The 17740-nt window shown below is 68.2% G+C and carries 13 protein-coding genes; 7 read left to right on the forward strand and 6 right to left on the reverse strand.

What is annotated here, in order from left to right; all coding sequences use genetic code 11:
- Positions 1 to 407: 407 nt before the first annotated feature.
- Positions 408 to 587, reverse strand: a complete 180-nt coding sequence (locus tag ACPCUW_RS09770) for a hypothetical protein (RefSeq protein ID WP_146098736.1) — start codon at positions 585 to 587, stop codon at positions 408 to 410.
- 225 nt (positions 588 to 812) lie between these two features.
- On the reverse strand, positions 813 to 1439 hold the full coding sequence (gene mftR / locus ACPCUW_RS09775; RefSeq protein WP_423424384.1) for a mycofactocin system transcriptional regulator: 627 nt from the start codon (positions 1437 to 1439) through the stop codon (positions 813 to 815).
- Positions 1440 to 1516: 77 nt separating this feature from the next.
- Between mftR and mftA the strand changes: the two genes are divergently transcribed.
- From mftA to ACPCUW_RS09810, 7 genes are all read left to right on the forward strand, one after another.
- Positions 1517 to 1627: a mycofactocin precursor MftA gene (mftA, locus tag ACPCUW_RS09780; protein ID WP_081879272.1), complete on the forward strand. Its 111-nt coding sequence runs from the start codon at positions 1517 to 1519 to the stop codon at positions 1625 to 1627.
- Complete coding sequence (gene mftB, locus ACPCUW_RS09785; RefSeq protein ID WP_423424385.1) at positions 1617 to 1922, forward strand: mycofactocin biosynthesis chaperone MftB; 306 nt, start codon at positions 1617 to 1619, stop codon at positions 1920 to 1922. The genes mftA and mftB overlap by 11 nt, the downstream gene beginning before the upstream one ends.
- On the forward strand, positions 1919 to 3097 hold the full coding sequence (gene mftC, locus ACPCUW_RS09790) for a mycofactocin radical SAM maturase (RefSeq protein ID WP_195074954.1): 1179 nt from the start codon (positions 1919 to 1921) through the stop codon (positions 3095 to 3097). Before mftB ends, mftC begins: the two co-directional genes overlap by 4 nt.
- A 69-nt stretch (positions 3098 to 3166) precedes the next feature.
- A complete protein-coding gene (gene mftD, locus ACPCUW_RS09795) occupies positions 3167 to 4339 on the forward strand; it encodes a pre-mycofactocin synthase MftD (protein ID WP_423424386.1) in 1173 nt (390 codons plus the stop codon).
- Positions 4339 to 5127 (forward strand): mycofactocin-coupled SDR family oxidoreductase, encoded by a 789-nt coding sequence (locus tag ACPCUW_RS09800; RefSeq protein ID WP_423424387.1) that lies wholly within the window; start codon positions 4339 to 4341, stop codon positions 5125 to 5127. Before mftD ends, ACPCUW_RS09800 begins: the two co-directional genes overlap by 1 nt.
- 150 nt (positions 5128 to 5277) lie before the next feature.
- Positions 5278 to 6150 (forward strand): NmrA/HSCARG family protein, encoded by an 873-nt coding sequence (locus ACPCUW_RS09805; RefSeq protein ID WP_423424388.1) that lies wholly within the window; start codon positions 5278 to 5280, stop codon positions 6148 to 6150.
- Positions 6151 to 6185: 35 nt separating this feature from the next.
- Positions 6186 to 7145 carry a DUF5996 family protein gene (locus tag ACPCUW_RS09810; RefSeq protein WP_064905153.1) on the forward strand — a complete coding sequence of 320 codons (960 nt, stop codon included), beginning with the start codon at positions 6186 to 6188 and terminating at the stop codon, positions 7143 to 7145.
- A 63-nt stretch (positions 7146 to 7208) separates the two neighbouring features.
- Here ACPCUW_RS09810 and ACPCUW_RS09815 read toward each other — a convergent pair whose 3' ends face one another.
- From ACPCUW_RS09815 to ACPCUW_RS09830, 4 genes are all read right to left on the reverse strand, one after another.
- The gene (locus tag ACPCUW_RS09815) at positions 7209 to 7988 is read right to left on the reverse strand and encodes an ATP-binding protein (protein ID WP_423424389.1); all 780 of its coding nucleotides are present in this window, start codon (positions 7986 to 7988) and stop codon (positions 7209 to 7211) included.
- Positions 7989 to 8019: 31 nt separating this feature from the next.
- A complete protein-coding gene (locus tag ACPCUW_RS09820) occupies positions 8020 to 8979 on the reverse strand; it encodes an AvrD family protein (protein ID WP_423424390.1) in 960 nt (319 codons plus the stop codon).
- A complete protein-coding gene (locus tag ACPCUW_RS09825; protein ID WP_423424391.1) occupies positions 8976 to 15290 on the reverse strand; it encodes a type I polyketide synthase in 6315 nt (2104 codons plus the stop codon). Before ACPCUW_RS09825 ends, ACPCUW_RS09820 begins: the two co-directional genes overlap by 4 nt.
- A gap of 187 nt (positions 15291 to 15477) precedes the next feature.
- Positions 15478 to 17721, reverse strand: a complete 2244-nt coding sequence (locus ACPCUW_RS09830; RefSeq protein ID WP_423424392.1) for an MMPL family transporter — start codon at positions 17719 to 17721, stop codon at positions 15478 to 15480.
- Between the last annotated feature and the right edge of the window lie 19 nt (positions 17722 to 17740).

The following is a 17740-nucleotide window of genomic DNA, read 5'->3' on the forward strand; positions in this document are numbered from 1 at the left end:
CGAAAACCCCACTCGCACAAGGCATACGAAGGCCCTGTCGGATGGGTAGGAACTACGAGCGATTTGTCCGTATTAAAGTGGAAGGCGTTTTGTCGAGCGGGTCGATCCCCCCGCCACGCCACGGTTTCGGAAGCTTGTGTCGGCATTGTGTCCGACCCGGGGACGCTGCCCCGGCGAGCATTGTTTCACTCCTGCGCACGACGATGTCACGCGGAGTGACCTGTTACGGCCCACGCTGTGCGGAAAACCGTTGTACCACACCTTGTCGATACTACTGAACAGCGCCTTTGCTGTCCGGCACTCGCCGTGAATTCCGGCAGGCTCCGAGCATAACCTTCCGATACGACCGATTCCGCGAAGGACACCACGAGCCGCGAAACCGGAGATGTCATGCGCGTAATTCCGATTTACGGCCCGAGGAATAGCCGTTCGTTCGGCAAGCGGGTCTCCGGGAGACGCCCGTCGATCGTGCCGAGAACGAATTCGAGCGTGCACCAGCGCTTGCGCCGCCAGTCCCGGACGATGTTGTCCACCGCCGCGGCGGCGGTCCGGTAATCGAAGGCCGTGCCACCCAGCCAGATACGCACGTGCACATCGTTGTGCGCGGCGTCGCCTCCCCTGCCGGGCCTCAGCACGGCGCCGGGAGGGCCGAGGTCGCGCTGCCACCGCAGCGCCGCTGCCGATTCTCTGCGTTCATCTTCGTCCCCGAGCGGTAGTGCCGGCCTGACTTCGGTCCAGCCTTCCTTCCACTCGGGCGATCGACCACCGTAGAACTACGTACTTTTCCTACGCAGCGCGTTCCTACGTAGTCCTTACCCCTCCGCGGTCACCGCCTGGGCGCCGAATCCGGAACCCCAGCTCCGCAGCGCGCGGTCGAGGATATCGGTGAGTTCCTGATCGGGATGGTCGAGCCAATGTTCGTATCCGGCGATCGCGACACCGAGGGCACAGTGTCCCGCGACCTGAGCGAGCAGGTCACGAGTGCCGACACCCAGCCGGACCGCCACGAACTCGGCGACCACGTTGCGCCACTCCTGATAGCGCAGCGTCGAATGCGCCTGCAGCGCGGGCACTTTCAGGATCAGCTCCATGCGCTTGCGGTGCCAGGGCACCTGAGCCGGGTCGAAGCGGTTGAACTCGACCACCACACTGCGGACCGCGTCGGCGACCGGCTGTTCGAGCGGGCACCGGTCGAACAGATCGCGCATCGCCTGCAGCTGGTCGCTGAAATTGCCCCACACGACGTCGTTCTTCGATTCGAAGTAGCGGAAGAAGGTCCGCTTACTGACACCGACGGCGGCCGCGATGTCCTCGACGGTGGTGTCGTCGAACCCGCGCTGTTCGAACAATTCGAATGCGACTCGTTCCAACTCGTCCGCGCTGGTAGAGGGCTTGCGCCCCGCCCTGACGCGAGGCGTGACCGGTTTTTCCGCCGCCACCCCTTCCATTTTGTCACTCGGTGACATTATGCTGTGCCTCACACCCGTTACCCCGATCCCATCCCCTAGGAGCGGTCATGAACGAACCCATCACCAGCCAGACAGTAGTCCCCGCCGAGGACGCGCTCGTCGAAGACGACCTGCTCGTCGAGGATGTCTCGATCGATGGCATGTGCGGTGTCTACTGACGGCTTCGATCCGGCCGGCTCCTATCGGCTCGCGCCCTCGATCTCGCTGCGACCCGAGCCGTTCGGAGCGCTGGTCTACGACTTCACCACCCGGCGGCTGTCGTTTCTGAAGACCAAGCAGCTGGTGGCGGTCGTGCAGGGACTGGCCGATCACTCTTCCGCGGCCGCCGCCCTGGCGGCCGCGGGGGTCGCCGAGACCGAACGTCCCAGCTATGTGAAGGCGCTCGCCGGTCTGCTGCAGGCGGGCACCATAGTCCCGCGCCCCGCCGGTGCCGAAGAACAGGATCACCGATGAAACTGGTCGAACATTTCAAACACGGCCTCGACGCCCCGATCTGCCTGACCTGGGAACTCACCTACGCCTGCAACCTCGCGTGTGAGCACTGCCTGTCGTCGTCGGGCCGCCGCGACCCGCGCGAGCTGTCGACCGAGGAATGCAAGGCGTTCATCGACGACCTCGAACGCATGCAGGTCTTCTACGTCAACATCGGCGGCGGCGAACCCACCGTCCGCAGCGACTTCTGGGAACTGCTCGACTACGCGGTCGCCCATCATGTGGGAGTCAAGTTCTCCACCAACGGGATTCGGCTCACCCCCGAGCGGGCCCGGCAGCTGGCGGCCACCGACTACGTGGATGTGCAGATCTCCATCGACGGCGCCACCGCCGAGGTCAACGACGCGGTCCGCGGGCCCGGATCCTTCGACACCGCGATGCGGGCCATGGGCAACCTGGCCGACGCCGGGTTCGAGAACTTCAAGATCTCGGTCGTGATGACCCGCCACAACGTGGATCAGCTCGACGAGTTCAAGGCCATCGCCGACCGGTTCGGCGCCCAGCTGCGCATCACCCGGCTGCGCCCTTCCGGACGCGGCGCCGACGTATGGAACGAACTGCACCCGACCACCGGCCAGCAGTTGCAGATCTACGACTGGCTCGTCGCCCACGGCGAAGGCGTGCTCACCGGCGACTCGTTCTTCCACCTCAACGCCCTGGGCTCCACCCCGATCGCCGGACTGAACCTGTGCGGCGCGGGCCGCGTGGTGTGCCTGGTCGACCCCGTCGGCGACGTCTACGCCTGCCCGTTCGCCATCCACGACGAATTCCTCGCGGGCAACGTCCGCGACACCGGTGGATTCGAAAAGGTCTGGCGCACATCGGATCTGTTCGAGCGGCTGCGGCAACCACAGACCGGTGGCGCGTGCACGTCGTGTTCGGCCTACGACGCCTGCCAGGGCGGATGCATGGCCGCCAAATTCTTCACCGGACTGCCTTTGGACGGGCCCGACCCCGAATGCGTCAAGGGCAACGCCGAACTCGCCCTGGCCGGCGTCGGCGCGAAACCGCAGCCGGACAAGAACCACTCCCGTAGTGCGCCGCGGCGCACGGTCGCCCTCGGCATCCCCACGCGTAGCCGGACCACCGCGCCCGACCGGGCATGCGACACCAGCCCACTCGCCGGGCTCACCTGACCAACCGATCGCCGACCTCCGGGCACACACCGTCCGGGCGGCGAGACCACTTTCAGCACAAGGATTCTCATGGCAAGCACCCGTGACTGGTTCGAATCGGTCGCCGAGGCCCAGCGCCGCGCGAAGAAGCGCGTCCCCAAGGCCGTCTACCTGGCCCTGCTCGCCGGCTCCGAAGCCGGCGCCACCCTCGACGACAACGCCGCCGCCTTCACCGAACTCGGCCTGCGCCCGCACATCGCCGACCTGCCCGCCACCCGCGACCTGAGCACCACCGTTCTCGGACAAGGCATTTCGATGCCGGTGATCTGCTCCCCGACCGGCGTCCAGGCGGTCGACCCCGCGGGAGAGGTCGGCGTCGCACGCGGGGCCGCGATGTCGGGCACCGCGCTGGGCCTCTCGTCGTTCGGCTCCAAGCCGATCGAGGAGGTCATCGCCGCCAACGACAAGACCTTCTTTCAAATCTATTGGCTCGGAAGCAAAGACGACATGGTCGCCCGCCTCGACCGCGCTCGCGAAGCCGGCGCCAAAGGCATCATCGTCACACTCGACTGGGTATTCGCCACCGCCCGCGACTGGGGCAGCCCGCCACTGCCGGAGAAGATCGACCTGAAGACCGCGGTGCGATTCGCACCCCAGGTCGTCACCAAACCCGGCTGGCTGCTGCGCTTCGCCCGCTCCGGCAAACTCCCCGACCTCACCACCCCCAACCTCGTCCCGCGCGGGCAGCAGGGCCCGACCTTCTTCGGCGCCTACGGCGAATGGATGGGCACCCCACCGGTCACCTGGGACGACCTGGCCTGGTTGCGGCAGCAATGGGACGGCCCGTTCCTCATCAAGGGCATCGGCCGCCCCGACGACGCCAAACGCGCCGTCGACATCGGCGCCACCGCCATCTCCGTCTCCAACCACGGCGGCAACAACCTCGACACCACCCCGGCCGCGATCCGCATGCTGCCCAGCGTGGTTCGGGCCGTCGGCGGACAGGTCGAGATCCTGCTCGACGGCGGAATCCGGCGTGGCAGCGACGTCGTCAAGGCACTCGCCCTCGGCGCCGACGCGGTCATGATCGGCCGGCCCTACCTGTGGGGCATGGCCGCCGCCGGCGACCGCGGCGTCCACAACGTCCTCGAAGTCATCCGCCAAGGCATCGACTCCGCCCTGTACGGAATCGGCCACGCTTCCATCCACGACCTCACCCCCGACGACGTCATCGTCCCCGACGGCTTCACCCGGGGCATGTAGTGGCCCCCGCCCCGGTCGCCATCGTCACCGGCGCCGCCCGGGGCATCGGCGCCGCCACCGTGCACCGGCTCGCCGGCGCGGGCTGGCGCGTCGTGGCCGTCGACATCTGCCGCGACGATCCCGCTCTCGGCTACCCGCTCGGCACCCGCGACCAGCTCGCGGCGGTGGCCGCCGCGCACGCGGGGACGGTCGTCGATGTCGAAGCAGATGTGCGCGACGTCGAAAGCCTCGGCGGCGCAGTCGAAATCGCGCTGGACAGGTTCGGCCGGCTCGACGCGGCCGTCGCCGCCGCGGCCGTCATGACCGGCGGCCGGCCGTTGTGGGAAACCACCCACTCCGACTGGGAGCCCATGTTCGACATCGGCGTCCACGGCATCGCCAACCTCGCGAGGGTCGCCATCCCCGCGATGCTCGCTCGCCCCGAACCTCGCACCGGCCGCTTCATCGCCCTCGCCTCCGCCGCCGCCCATCACGGCATGTGGCATCTCTCCGGCTACAACGCGGCCAAACACGCCGTCGTCGGTCTGATCAAGGGACTCGCTCACGACCTGCGCGGCACCGGCATCACCGCCACCGCCGTCTCCCCTGGCTCCACCCGCACCGCCCTGCTCACCGAAACCGCCCGCATCTACCACCTCGACACCGTCGACGAGTTCACACGTCATCAGCTCATCGACCGAATCCTGGAACCCGACGAGGTCGCCGCCGCCATCGCCTGGCTGTGCACCCCCGAATCCGCCGCCGTCACCGGAACTGTGGTGCACGCCGACGGCGGATTCCTGGGATGACTGCCGAAGCGCTCGAGCGGCCGGATGTCACAACTCGGTGCCCCCAACCGTCCACCACACGTTCGGCGCCGGTGGTGTAGGTCGCGTCACTCTCGATTGCGCTGACGTAGCCTGTCGGTACTTCTGACCAATCGACCGGATTGGAGTGCGGTGACACATCCGCCAGTATTGGTACTCGGAGCTACGGGGGGACAAGGCGGCGCTGTTGCCGACGCATTGCTGTCGCGCGGGGTTGCGGTGCGCGCGATGGTGCGCGATCCGCGGAGCCGTGGGGCGCAGCGGCTCGGTGAGCGCGGCGCGGAACTCGTGAGCGGATCGCTGGACGACCGGGCCGCGCTCGCGGCGGCGATGGCGAATGTCGCGGGCGTGTTCGCCCTGACCACACCGTTCGAGACGGGTGTGGATGCGGAGGTCCGGCAGGGGCGGGCGATCATCGGGGCGGCCGGCGATACGGGGGTGCCGCATCTGGTGTTCAGTTCCGTGGCGTCGGCGGACCAGAACACGATGATTCCGCATTTCGAGAGCAAAGCGGTGATCGAGCAGGAACTCACGGCCAGTGGTCTGCCGGCGACCGTCGTCGCACCGACATATTTCTTCGACAACGCGCTCGGTGGCCGCCGGGAGCTTCTCGACGGCGTGCTGGAGCTCCCCATACCTTCCGATCGCCCGCTACAGCAGCTTGCGCGAGAAGATCTCGGGCAGTTCGTCGCTCATGTACTGCGCGAGCCGGACCGCTTTCTCGGCGAGCGCGTCGAACTGGCCGGCGACGCCCCCACACCCGCCGACATGGCCGCCGACATCGGTGACGCGCTGGGCCGGCCCGTCGTCCATCGGCAGACGTCGCTCGAGGCCATCGGCAATACGGATATGCACGCCATGTGGGCATTCCTCGACGCCGGCGGCTACCGCGTCGACATCGAGGCTCTGCATCGCGCGACGCCCGAGGTCGAGTGGACGTCGTTTCGTAGCTGGGCGCTACGGACCCTTCCCGCGGTAGCGGCGGAATCTCCTCGCAATCCGTGACTCGAATCGACATCGACAACGAAGGGACCATCGATATGTCGGAGACGAATTCCACCGCGTGGCCGCGGTTGCGGGTTGCGGAGTGGGCGCAGACGCGGGAGACCCTGCATATGTGGATGCAGATCGTGGGGAAGGTTCGGCTCGCGCATGCTCCGTTGTTGAATCACTGGTGGCAGGTCACGCTTTTCGTGAGCCCGCGGGGGCTGATGACGCCGGCGATTCCTTACGGTGATCGGCTGTTCGATATCGAATTCGACTTTCTCGCGGATCGGTTGGTGATCCGCGCCGACACCGGCGATATGCGCAGTGTGGCGCTCGCACCGAAAACTGTGGCGCAGTTCTACGCCGAAACCATGCAGGCGCTCGACGAGCTCGGGTTGCGGACGCGGATTCAGGGGCGGCCGAACGAGGTCGATCCGTCCATTCCGTTCGCAGAGGATACCCGGCACGCCTCCTACGATCCGGAGTCCGCGCGGACGTTCTGGCGCCAGCTCGTGCATGCGAATCGCGCGCTCGGCGAATTCCGGTCGGGATATGTCGGCAAGTCCAGTCCGGTGCATTTCTTCTGGGGCGCAATGGATCTCGCCTATACCCGATTTTCGGGGCGAACCGCGCCGGAACACGGCGGCGGTGCGCCGCACTGTGCCGATTGGGTCATGGTGGAGGGGTATTCCCACGAACTCAGCAGCTGCGGATTCTGGCCCGGCGGCGGCGAGGAAGGCGCGTTCTACGCCTACGCATATCCCGAACCCGAGGGCTACCGCGAGCGGCAGCTGCAGGTGCCGGGGGCGGGCTACGACGCCGCGCTGGGGGAATTCGTCCTTCCGTACGAGACCGTGCGGACGGCGGATGATCCGAACGCCGTGGTCGCGGCCTTTCTGCGCGAAACATATGCGGCCGCAGCCGAATTGGGCCGGTGGGATCGCGCCGAACTCGAATGCGATCCGCATCGGTGGGCCGAGAAGAAAGCGGCCGCGCCCTGGTCGCTGCGCTGACGGACGCGACACAGCGCCGCGGCCGGCTCGCACCGATGCGAGTCGGCCGCGGGGTCCGACGCGCTACACCCGCACGGCGAAGCGGAGCTTACGTCCCAGGGTGTGCGGTTGCGCCTGGGAGATGATCATCTCCTGGACCCGTTCCCGGCTGGTGCGGACGAACTCGACCGCCTCCTTCACCGCCACATCGATATCCATGACGGTCGGAATGTCGAGCACCTTCACGATCTGCTCGAGCCGCTGTTCAGGGGTGCCGCGCACTGTCACCACGGGCGCCCCCAGCTCGCTGATGGTGTGCAGCAGTTTGCTGTCGGAGATCGCACGGTAGCGCTCGTCCACCGGACGATGTCCGTCGGGATCCATCGGCACCTCCACCGGAAGGTGGAAGAAGATGTCGTAGCCCTTGCGGGCGCGCTGGCGCGCCATCTCGCCGTAGGCGTCCAGGTAGCGCCGGAAGAATGGGCGGCCCGGCAGGGTCACGGTGTTCTTGACGATCTTGTGGAAGCGGGTGGACCCCGGATTCGGGCCGGTGATCAGGCGGGTCGCACCGTAGACCCATTCGTTGAGCACCGATCCGTCGGCGATGAAACCGTGGCCCTGCGCCTCGAGCAACGTCTCGGCCTCGATGCGCAACTCCAGGCGGCGAAAGCCCAGCGCCATCAGTTCGGTGGTGCTCAGATCCTGGAAACGCATCCCGGGGAAGAATTCGGTCACCACCTCGCGCGCCGAGGAGGCGTCGACCCGCGGGATGCCGGTGAGCAGCGCCAGCGCGGTGGACGTGGTCGTCTTACCGGTGGAGTACGTGCCGGAGACGACGATGCGCCGATAGTTTGTTCCGGACATGGAAAGCCTTTCGAGAGAGGTTTTTTCGAGGTCAGGCCGGTAGCTGGTGGGCGAGGTCGTAGCGGATCGAGCAGCCGGCGAATTCCGACTCCCAATTCGAGATCCGCCATTTACCCCCGCCGAATCCCAGAACCATCGAGCGCGCCATCCGCGTGGTCGCCGAACCCGGCGTATACGGCGGCGGGGGCGCCTCCGCCCGCGCGGTCATCCGGCGCATCCACAACGTCTCACTGTCCTTGCGGGCGATATTGTCCAGCTCGTACAGCACGACCTGCGACAGTTGCGCCAGGATCACCGTGGCGTCGACCAAGGTGATCGAGGGCTGGTAGAAATCGGCGACTCCGGTGCCGGACGCGTCCGAATCCCCCAGCGAGAGAGCGAATTCCGCACTCGCGCTCGTCCCCTCGCCGTCGAGGCGGATATCCCGCAGGTACTGGCTGCGTCCGTAGACCGGACCGTGCGAGTAGCCGCCCACCGGCTCGGCCACCGTCCGCGCCGGACCCGGCGCCGGGTACCGGGGTGGGGTGGGCAGCGCGACGACGGCCTCCAATTCCATTGTGCTGCCGAATGATCCGGAAATGGTCAAGGTGTTCGCCGTACTGCCCGTGACGGCCGCCTCGATCGGGAACCGGTCGAGGTTCTCGGTGGCGACCGTGCCGCTGCTGAATTGCACGAACGGCATCCAGCACCGGCTGATGTCGGCATCGCTCAGACCGCACTCGCGCAGGATCACCGCCAGCAGCCGGTACCCGAAGATCGAACAGTCGATGCTGCTCAGGTGCGGGGTGAGCACCCGGGTGCTCTTCTGCGACCAGTCCAGCGGGTAGCGCACCCCGGCGACGGCGGTCAGTGCCGGCCCCGCCGGCCGCGGCTCGACGGTGATGTCGAAGATCTCGTGGCCGATGCGCTTGTAGCCTTCACCGAAGAATCGGCCGGTCCGATCTCCGAGCACCGCATCGATATCGGGATAGGCGATCTGTCCGGTACTCATGCCGCATCCGCCTCGTCCTCGGGGTCGTCGGCCGGACCGGCGGCGACGATGGCCACCGGTTCGCTCGCGGAGCTTTCGCCGAACCGCTCGACCACCCGGGCCGCGATGCCGCGCAACGACAGTCCGCGACTGAGCTCCAGCGCGGAGATCTTTACTTCCAGTGACTTCTCGGCACGAGCGCCGAATTCCATGGCCATGAGCGAATCCATTCCCACATTGGTGACCGGTTCGTCGATATCGACCGTCTCGACGGCGACGCCCAGCACCACTGCCAACTGCTCGGCGAGCTGGCGGGCCGCGAAATCGGCACGCTGCTCGGGCGGCAATGCCATCACCTCGCCGCGCAGACTGCCCTGCCCTTCACCGCCGACGCCGGCATCGGCCAGCAGCTGCCGGAAGCGCCGGGTCTCGACCGAGGGCCGGGCGCCGCTCGCCCACACACCCCAGTCGATATCGGCGACCGCGACCTGCGCGGTGTCCAGCGCCAGGCATTCCGCGAGCAACGCCGTCGCGCGATCCATATCGATCGGGCGAAAGCCCAGCATCTTGACGTACCCGACCAGCGCCTCACTGCCGTCGGCCATACCGCCACCGGCCATGAAGCCCCAGTTCACCGACAGCGCCGCGGCACCACGTCCACGCCGGCTCGCGGCCAGACCGTCGAGTGCGGCATTGGCCGCCGCATAGCCGACCTGCGGTGTGATGCAGCCCAGCGCGCTGATCGAGGAGTAGAGCACGAACATGTCGGGCTCGATCCCGGTCGCGGTGAGTGCGCGGTCGAGGTTGTAGGCGCCGCGCACCTTGGTGAACAAACCGCTCAGCGAGTCGCGCGTGATCTGCGGAATCGGCAGATTGTCCACGACACCGGCGGCGTGGAAGATGCCCCGCAGCGGCGCGGTGCTCCGAATCCGTTGCAGCAGTGCGACGGTCGCGGCGTAGTCGGCGATGTCCAGGCGTTCCTCGACCACCTCGATGCCAGCCTCGGTGAACGCCGCCACCTGGGCGACGGCCTGCGGCGTGACGGCGCCGTGCCGGCCCACCAGTACCAGCCGCCGTGCTCCCGAGCGGGCCAGCCAGCGAGCGGTGGCCAGACCGAATCCGCCGAATCCACCGGTGACCAGATAGACCCCGTCCGGGTCGATCACCGGATGCCCGAGTGGTGGCCGCACCGCGGGCTCCTGCTCCCGCATATCGATCACCACGCGACCCACATGCTGTGAGCGCGCGACACTTTCGAACGCGGCCGGCAACTCCGAGGCCGGATACGCCGTATAGGGCAGGTAGCGGTAGGTGCCGTCCTGCAGCCGCTGCTGCGCGATCCGCAGCGGCGCCCGCAGAATTTCCGGATCGTGGGCCAGCGCCCGGTCCATATCCACCGCGAAGAAGGTCAGGTTGCGGTCGAACGGGGCCAGGTCGATCACACCGCCGCCGTAGATGTCGGCCTTGCCGATATCGACGATCCGGCCGAATTCCGCTGCGACCCGGAAGTTCTGACGCAGAATCTCACCCGGCGCGGAGCTGTAGACCACATCGACGCCACGGCCACCGGTCAAGGCCGCGATTTCGTCGGAGAACCCCGCGGACCGCGAGTTCAGGACATCGTCGACGCCCAGCTGCCGCACCTGATCGCGTCGCGATTCCGTACTGGCGGTGCCGATGACGCGGGCGCCGATGTGCTGGGCGACCTGCACCGCGGCCATTCCCATGCCGCCGGCCGCACCGTGCACGAGCACGGTCTCACCGGGTTGCAGCCGCGCCAGCGTCCGCAGACCGAAATCCGCTGTCAGATAAGGCAATCCGGAACCACAGGTGAGCGGATCGTAGCTCTCGCCGGGATCGAGCCGATGCGGGAGCGAGGCGCCCGCGTCGACCGGCATCGTCACATAGCGGCGCAGGATGTCGCCCGCGCACACCATCATCCGGTCACCCACGGCAACCTCGTCGACATCCGCCCCGACCCGGGTCACCACACCCGAGCCCTCCATACCGACGGTCACGCCGAAGTACGTGTCGCCGAGTTCCTTCTCGGTCAGCACGCCCAGGACCTTCATCGCGTCCTTGTAGTTGAGACCGACGGCATCCATCCGCAGTTCGACCTCGCGCGGTCCGGGCGCGCGCCGCGGGGATTCGCGCAACGCGAGATCCGACAGCAGCCGCGAACGCGGAATCTCGGCCTCGAATCCGGCTTCCGGATCGGTGAGCGGCCGGGCAGTATCACGCTGCCGCAGATAATCGTCCAGATTCTGCGCGATCCGCACGGCCCAGGGGGTGCCCGCGCGCACCGCGATCTCGTCACCGATGTCGTCGGCGACAACCAGTGCGCGGCAGTCGTCCCAGCCCGCCCCGTCGAGGTCCAGCAGACGCCATCCGGCCGCCGGCTGCTCGTTGAGCAGCGCCCGTCGCGCCCCGACCAGCGCCCCGTGTTCGGGATGAGTGGCCGTGTCGGACGGCGTGCACAGGGCGTGCTCGGTGATCACCACGCACCGCAGATCGGTCGAATCGTCCTCGGCGAGCAGCGCTTCCACTACCGCCGCGATCCGCGCGAGGGCGTAGACGGTGCCGTCGGCGGGCGCATCACCGCAGGCCACCACGGCGACGTGCCGGGGACCGGTTGCCGAGGTGAGCGCCGCACGCAGCCGCTCCTCGTCGATCTCGTCCACATCGGCGAGCACCATACTCGTCGCCGCGTCCGCGCCGGCCAGGGCGGCAACCCGTTCGGCGGTATCGACGCCGATGCCGATGACGACCAATCCTGCTGTCGCCGAAGGCAACTCGCCGTAGTCGACCTCTTCCCACACCTGCTGGTAGAACACCCCACCCAGTTGATGGACCACATCGGGCCGCACCGACACCGGGCGGAACTCCACCCCGGTCATCCGCATCGACACCGCGCCGTCCTCGTCGAGGATGGCGATATCGGCGCGCAAGGGATCGGTGCCGCGCCGGGTGACGACCACCCGGGGCCGCTGCGGCAGCGGGGCCAGCAGGCGGACGCTGCCGATGGCTGCGGGGACGATCGCGCCCGCGTCGGGACCGCTGTCGGCGGCCAGCGCGGCGACGCACTGCAACGCCGCGTCCACCACCGCGGGATGAGCCAGGTGCGGGTGGTCCGGATTCGCGGGCGCATCGCCGGTGACGCTCGCCAGCACGGTATCGCCGCCGATGACCGCGGAGACGATGCGCTGGAACGCCGGGCCGTAGTCGAGACCGCGCGCGGCCAGGCCCGTGTACAGGTCGGCGCCGGCCACCACGGCCGCTCCCTCGGGCGCGCCGAACGGTTCGACCGCCGTGTCGAAATCGGTTTCGACGAGCCGTCCGACCGCGTTGCGGGTCCAGACCTCGGCCGAGGCCGGGCGGGAGTGGACGGCGAAACGCCGCGTGCTCTCCTCCACCGTGACGCGCAGGACGGGGACGTCGTGTTCGTCGATCACCAGCGGTGCGACGAATTCGATGTCCTCGAGCCCGATCCGGCTGCGGCCCGTCCGCTCGGCCGCCGCGCTGAGGGCCGCGTCGAGGTAGGCCGCGCCGGGCAGCACCACATGGCCGTCGACGACATGATCCGGAAGCCACGGCAGTCGCGACACCGACAGCTGCACTTCCCATTCCGATCCGGCGCCGGCCGTGGTCTCGCCCAGCAGCGCGGGGCTGTTCGCGGCGCCGAGTTTGTCGCGCGTCGTGATCGGCTCGTCGTGCCACAGCCGCTTGCGCTGCCACGGGTAGCTCGGCAGCGCGACATACGGCGACCGCGCCGCCTCCGGATGTCCGGGGACCCTGGTGCCGTCGAGGGAACCGGCGACATACAGGTCCGTCACCGCCTGCAGGATGTGGCGGCGGTCGTCGCGGTCGCGCGAGAGCGTGCTCACCGCCGCGCCGACCACACCGCGGTGGATCAGCAGCTCGCGGATATTGCCGCTGAGCACAGGATGCGGCCCGACCTCGACGAAGACCCGATGTCCGGCGTCGAGCAGGCTCGATATCGCGTCGGCGAAGCGTACGGGTTCGCGTACGTTGCGGCACCAGTAGGCCCCGGTCCACGCGGTGCCCTCGAGCGCGTCGGCGGTGACCGTCGAATAGCTGGGCACGGTGGCCGCTCCCGGGGTCAGCTCCGCCAGCGCGTCGGCCAGATCCGCCAGAATCGGATCCATCAGATGGCTGTGATAAGGCACCTCGACTCGCAGCATGCGCGCGAAAGTCCCTGTCGCCGAGAGCATATCGCGCAGCATCTCCAGATCGGCGCTGTCGCCGGCGAGAGTGACCGCGCTGGGGCTGTTCACCGCCGCGATCGAGATGCCGGGGCTGTCGGCCAGCAAGGTCCGGACGTCCGCCTCGGGCATGCCGACCGCGAGCATGCCCCCGGTTCCGGCGGTGGTGGCCTGCAATCGGGACCGGTGATAGCTGACCAGGACCGCGTCGCGCAGCGACAACGCGCCCGACACATACGCCGCGGCGACCTCTCCGACACTGTGACCGACGACCACGGCCGGACGCACGCCGTACTCGGCGAGCTCGGCGGTCAACGCCACCTGCAGCAGGAAGTTCGCCGGTTGCGCGACGGCGGTCTGCGCGACCTTCGAATCCTGCTCCCCGGCAAGCATTTCCGACAGAATCGACCAGCCCGCCACCGCGGTGAATTCCGCGTCGACCTCGCGGGCCACGCGGGCGAAGGTGGTGTCGGCGGTGAGCAGTTCGCGGCCCATCCCCCACCACTGCGGGCCCATACCGCTGTAGACGAACACCGGCTCGACCGAACCGTCGCCGACCGCGCGGGCGGGCGCCTTACCCGCACCGGATGCGAAGTCGTGCAGCTGAGTACGCAGATCCTCGGCATCGCGGTAGACGAATCCGGTGCGCAGCGAATGGTGCGCGCGCCGGGTCCACAGCGCCGCCGTCACCGAGTCGACGGTGTCGTCGCGCAGGGTTCGGGCCAGTTCCGCCGCGGTCTGGCGCACCGCGGCCTCGGAGCGGCCCGACAGCGGCGCGATCCGCGGTACATCGAGTCGTTCGGGGCTTGCGGCCGAAGCCGGCGCCTCGGTCAGAATCACGTGGGCGTTGGTGCCGCCGTAGCCGAATCCGTTGACCGCGACCGCACGCTGCCCGGGGGTGCCCGGCAGCGGCTCGCTGTCGAGCGGCACCCGCAGGCGCCATTCGTCGAACGCGATCTCCGGGTTGGGATTCGACAGCGAGAAGTGCGGCGCGACCGTGCCGTGGTGGAGGGTCAGCGCGGCCTTGATCAGGCTCGCCACCCCCGCCGCCGCTTCGGTGTGGCCGAAGTTGCTCTTCACCGATCCGACCGGCACCGCCGCGGTCCGCCCGTCGACGGCGCCGTAGACCTGACCGAGCGCCCTCATCTCGATCGGGTCGCCGACCGCGGTGCCGGTGCCGTGTGCCTCCAGATAGCCGATGTCGCGGGCCGCGATGCCGGACTCCTCACGGACCTGCGCGGCGAGTTGTTGCTGGGCAACGGGATTCGGCACCGGAATGGCCATAGTCCGGCCGTCCTGATTGACGCCGGTCGCGCGGATCACCGCGTAGATCCGGTCCTTGTCGCGTGCGGCGGCATCGACCGTCTTGAGCACCACCGCGCCGGCCCCTTCGGCCCGGCCGTAGCCGTCGGCGCCGGCCTCGAACGTCTTGCAGCGGCCGTCGACGGACAGGAACCGGCCCTTGCACATGGAGATGAAGGTTTCCGGCTGCAGCATCGCATTGGCGCCGCCGACGATCGCGGTCTCGCACTCTCCGGCGATAATCGCCCGCACCGCCAGATGAGTGGCCACCAGCGACGACGAGCACGCGGTGTCGACGGTCAGGCTCGGCCCGTGCAGATCCAGCAGATAGGAGATCCGGTTGGACAGCAGCGTGTGCGAGGCGCTCATCGCGGTGTGGTTGTTGATCGCCGACCGCACCAGCGGCCCGCTGCGCCCGAGCGCGTTGTCGAGGATGAAGCCGCCGACATAGACACCCACCCGGCCGCCGGACACCCGCCCGGCCATCCCGGCGTCGTCGAGCGCCTCCCAGGTGACCTCCAGCAGCAGCCGCTGCTGCGGATCGAGAATCGCGGCTTCGCGCTGGGCGATGCCGAAGAAGTCGGCGTCGAAGTCCCACAGCGGCTGGGTGAGGAAGCCGCCTCGGCGGGTGTACATCCGGCCCGGTGCGTCCGGATCCGGGTCGTAGTACTTATCGATGCTCCATCGGTCCGGCGGAACATCCACGATTCCGTCGCCGCGCCCGAGCAGGAAATCCCAATAACCTTTCGGATCGGAAATGCCACCGGGAAAACGGCAGCCGATACCTACTATCGCAATGTCGACCATTGTCACTCCTGGCTGTGAACAGTGCCCGAATTCGTCGGGACGAACCGCGGCGTTGTCCAAATTCCGGACACCTGTACCGGATGCGTGCAGCTTATGGTGTGCGATTCGGAGCGGTCAACGAATTCCGAGCGCACACAAATGCGCGAGGCGCCGGTGCGTACCGGCGCCTCGCGCATTTTTCTGTCGGTCAATTCTGTACGGGAACGGGATCCGGCCCCGGCCGGGCCCGGGAATCCGGATCCGGCCCGCCCTCGAGTCCGGCCGGCAACCGCCGCAGCCATGTCGGCCCCCACCAGTTGGCCGCGCCCAGCAGGCGCATCAGGGCCGGAACGAGGATGCCGCGGATCAGGGTGGCATCGCTGAGCACCGCGAGCGCCAGTCCCAGGCCGAACAGCTGAATGAAGGAAACCAGCGAGGTCACCATCCCCGCGAAGGCGATCGTCATGAGTAGTGCGGCGGCGGTGAAAATGCGCGCCGTGCGGGCCACGCCGATCGCGACCGACCGGGTGTTGTCTCCGGTCACAATCCATTCCTCACGAATTCGGGAGAGCAGGAATACTTCGTAATCCATCGAAACGCCGAAGGCCAGACAGAACATGAGAATGGGCATGGTCGGAACCAGAAATCCGGTAGGCGTGAAACCGAATATTGCCGACAGATGACCTTCCTGAAAAATCCACACCATCGCGCCGAATGTCGCCGACAGCGACAGGGTATTCAGCAGCAACGCCTTGACCGGAAGCCACACGCTGCCGGTGAAAGCCAGGAGTACGAGCAGGGTCGACACGGCGATCAGGCCCAGCGCGAGCGGCAACCGAGAGGTCAACGCGTGCACCGAATCCGCGTTCTCGGCCGCGGCGCCGCCGTAGAGTGCCGGGCTCGGCGGGGGCACGTCACGAATCCGGTGCAACAGATCGTTGCCCGCCGGCGACGACGGGTCGGCCTCGGTGCCGACGCGCAGATAGGTTCCGGCCGGCGTGCTCATCCCGTCCGGCACCGCCGCGACCCGAGTTCCTTCGGCGAACACTCCCGAGGCGGACAACACCGAGGTCACGCCCTCGACCCGGGAGAGATTGGCGGCATAGTGCTCCAGCTCGGACGAGACGAGGCCGTCGCCGGGCAGCGCCACGGTCACCGCCGCCATCGCATTCTCATGGAAGTCGCCGCGCAACGCGTCACCGACCTCGTGACTGGACGCACCGTGCAGGACGCGGTCGTCGGCGGAGCCGAATCGCATCGAGAGGGCCGGCGTGCCCAGGACCAGCAACAGCGCCACCACCGCGACCGCGGACAGCACCGGCCGGCGCATCACCGCCCGCACCACCCGATACCAGCGGGTGTCGGCCGGCTGCGCGGGCACTCCGCTCGGTGCCGGTCGGCGAGCCCAGCGCCGCAACGGAACTCGCAGATCGAACCGGTGCAGGTGCGGCGCGGTCACCGCCAGCGCGGCCGGTACCAGCAGCAGGGTCGTGACCACTGCGGCGGCCAGTACCGAGAGCCCCGCGAAGGCCAGCGACCGGAGGAAATACAGCGGGAACACCAGCAGCGTGCACAGCGAAAGCCCCACGACCGCACCGGAGAACAGCACCGTGCGCCCCGCGGTCCGCGCGGTGCGCACGACCGCCGCACCGGTGTCGAGACCTGCCGCGCGTTCCTCGCGGAATCTGCTCACGAGGAACAGGCTCGAATCGATCGCCACGGCGAAACCGAGAGCGCTCATCATGTTCAGCGCGAAGATCGACACGTCGCCGAACTCGGCGAGGATGCGCAACAGCGGCAGCGTGACCGCGATGGTGAACAGACCCACCGCCAGGGGTATCGCGGCGGCGATCACACTGCCGAAAACGATGATCAGCGCCAGCCCGGTCAACGGGACCGCGATCGCCTCGGTGACGATCAGATCCTTCACCACCTGCTCACTCATCTGATTCAACGCCACGGCCTGACCGCCCGCGAGTACGGTGACACCGTCGTAGTCACCGCCGATCCGATCGACGAGCGCGCCCGCGCGCTGCGGTGCGGTGGTGTCGTCCCCCGCGACGTGCGCGAGCACCAGCGCCTCCCGGCCGTCTCCGCTGCGCAGCGCCGAGCGCAGATCCGGCGCCAGCTGCCAGTAGGACTGCACGGCGTCGACATGGTGGTCGGCGTGCAACTGCGCGACCACGCGTTCACCGGCCGTCCGTGCCGCTGTGGACTCGACTCCCCCGGGGGCGCGCACCAGCAGAACCACATTCGGCGCGGCCGAGGGGAATTCGTCGCCCAGGAAGGACGACACGCGTGCCGATTCGGTATCGGGCGGCGAGAACCCGCCCGTCTTCAGATGCGTCGGCGCGGTGGCGCCGAAGGCGATGCTGACGATGCCCACCAGCAGACATGCCGCGAGGACCGCGCGGGCGTGTCGGGTGGCGAAAGCGGCGACGGTGGACAGCATGTGCCGAACCTCTCGGGAG

It is taken from the genome of Nocardia sp. AB354 (assembly GCF_049538315.1).
Lineage (GTDB): Bacteria > Actinomycetota > Actinomycetes > Mycobacteriales > Mycobacteriaceae > Nocardia > Nocardia nova.

Coding starts and splice junctions, on each gene's coding strand:
- mftA (WP_081879272.1), top strand. CDS start 1,517: ATGAACGAACCCATCACCAGCCAGACAGTAGTCCCCGCCGAGGACGCG.
- mftC (WP_195074954.1), top strand. CDS start 1,919: ATGAAACTGGTCGAACATTTCAAACACGGCCTCGACGCCCCGATCTGC.
- mftD (WP_423424386.1), top strand. CDS start 3,167: ATGGCAAGCACCCGTGACTGGTTCGAATCGGTCGCCGAGGCCCAGCGC.
- ACPCUW_RS09810 (WP_064905153.1), top strand. CDS start 6,186: ATGTCGGAGACGAATTCCACCGCGTGGCCGCGGTTGCGGGTTGCGGAG.
- ACPCUW_RS09815 (WP_423424389.1), bottom strand. CDS start 7,988: ATGTCCGGAACAAACTATCGGCGCATCGTCGTCTCCGGCACGTACTCC.
- ACPCUW_RS09820 (WP_423424390.1), bottom strand. CDS start 8,979: ATGAGTACCGGACAGATCGCCTATCCCGATATCGATGCGGTGCTCGGA.
- ACPCUW_RS09825 (WP_423424391.1), bottom strand. CDS start 15,290: ATGGTCGACATTGCGATAGTAGGTATCGGCTGCCGTTTTCCCGGTGGC.
- ACPCUW_RS09830 (WP_423424392.1), bottom strand. CDS start 17,721: ATGCTGTCCACCGTCGCCGCTTTCGCCACCCGACACGCCCGCGCGGTC.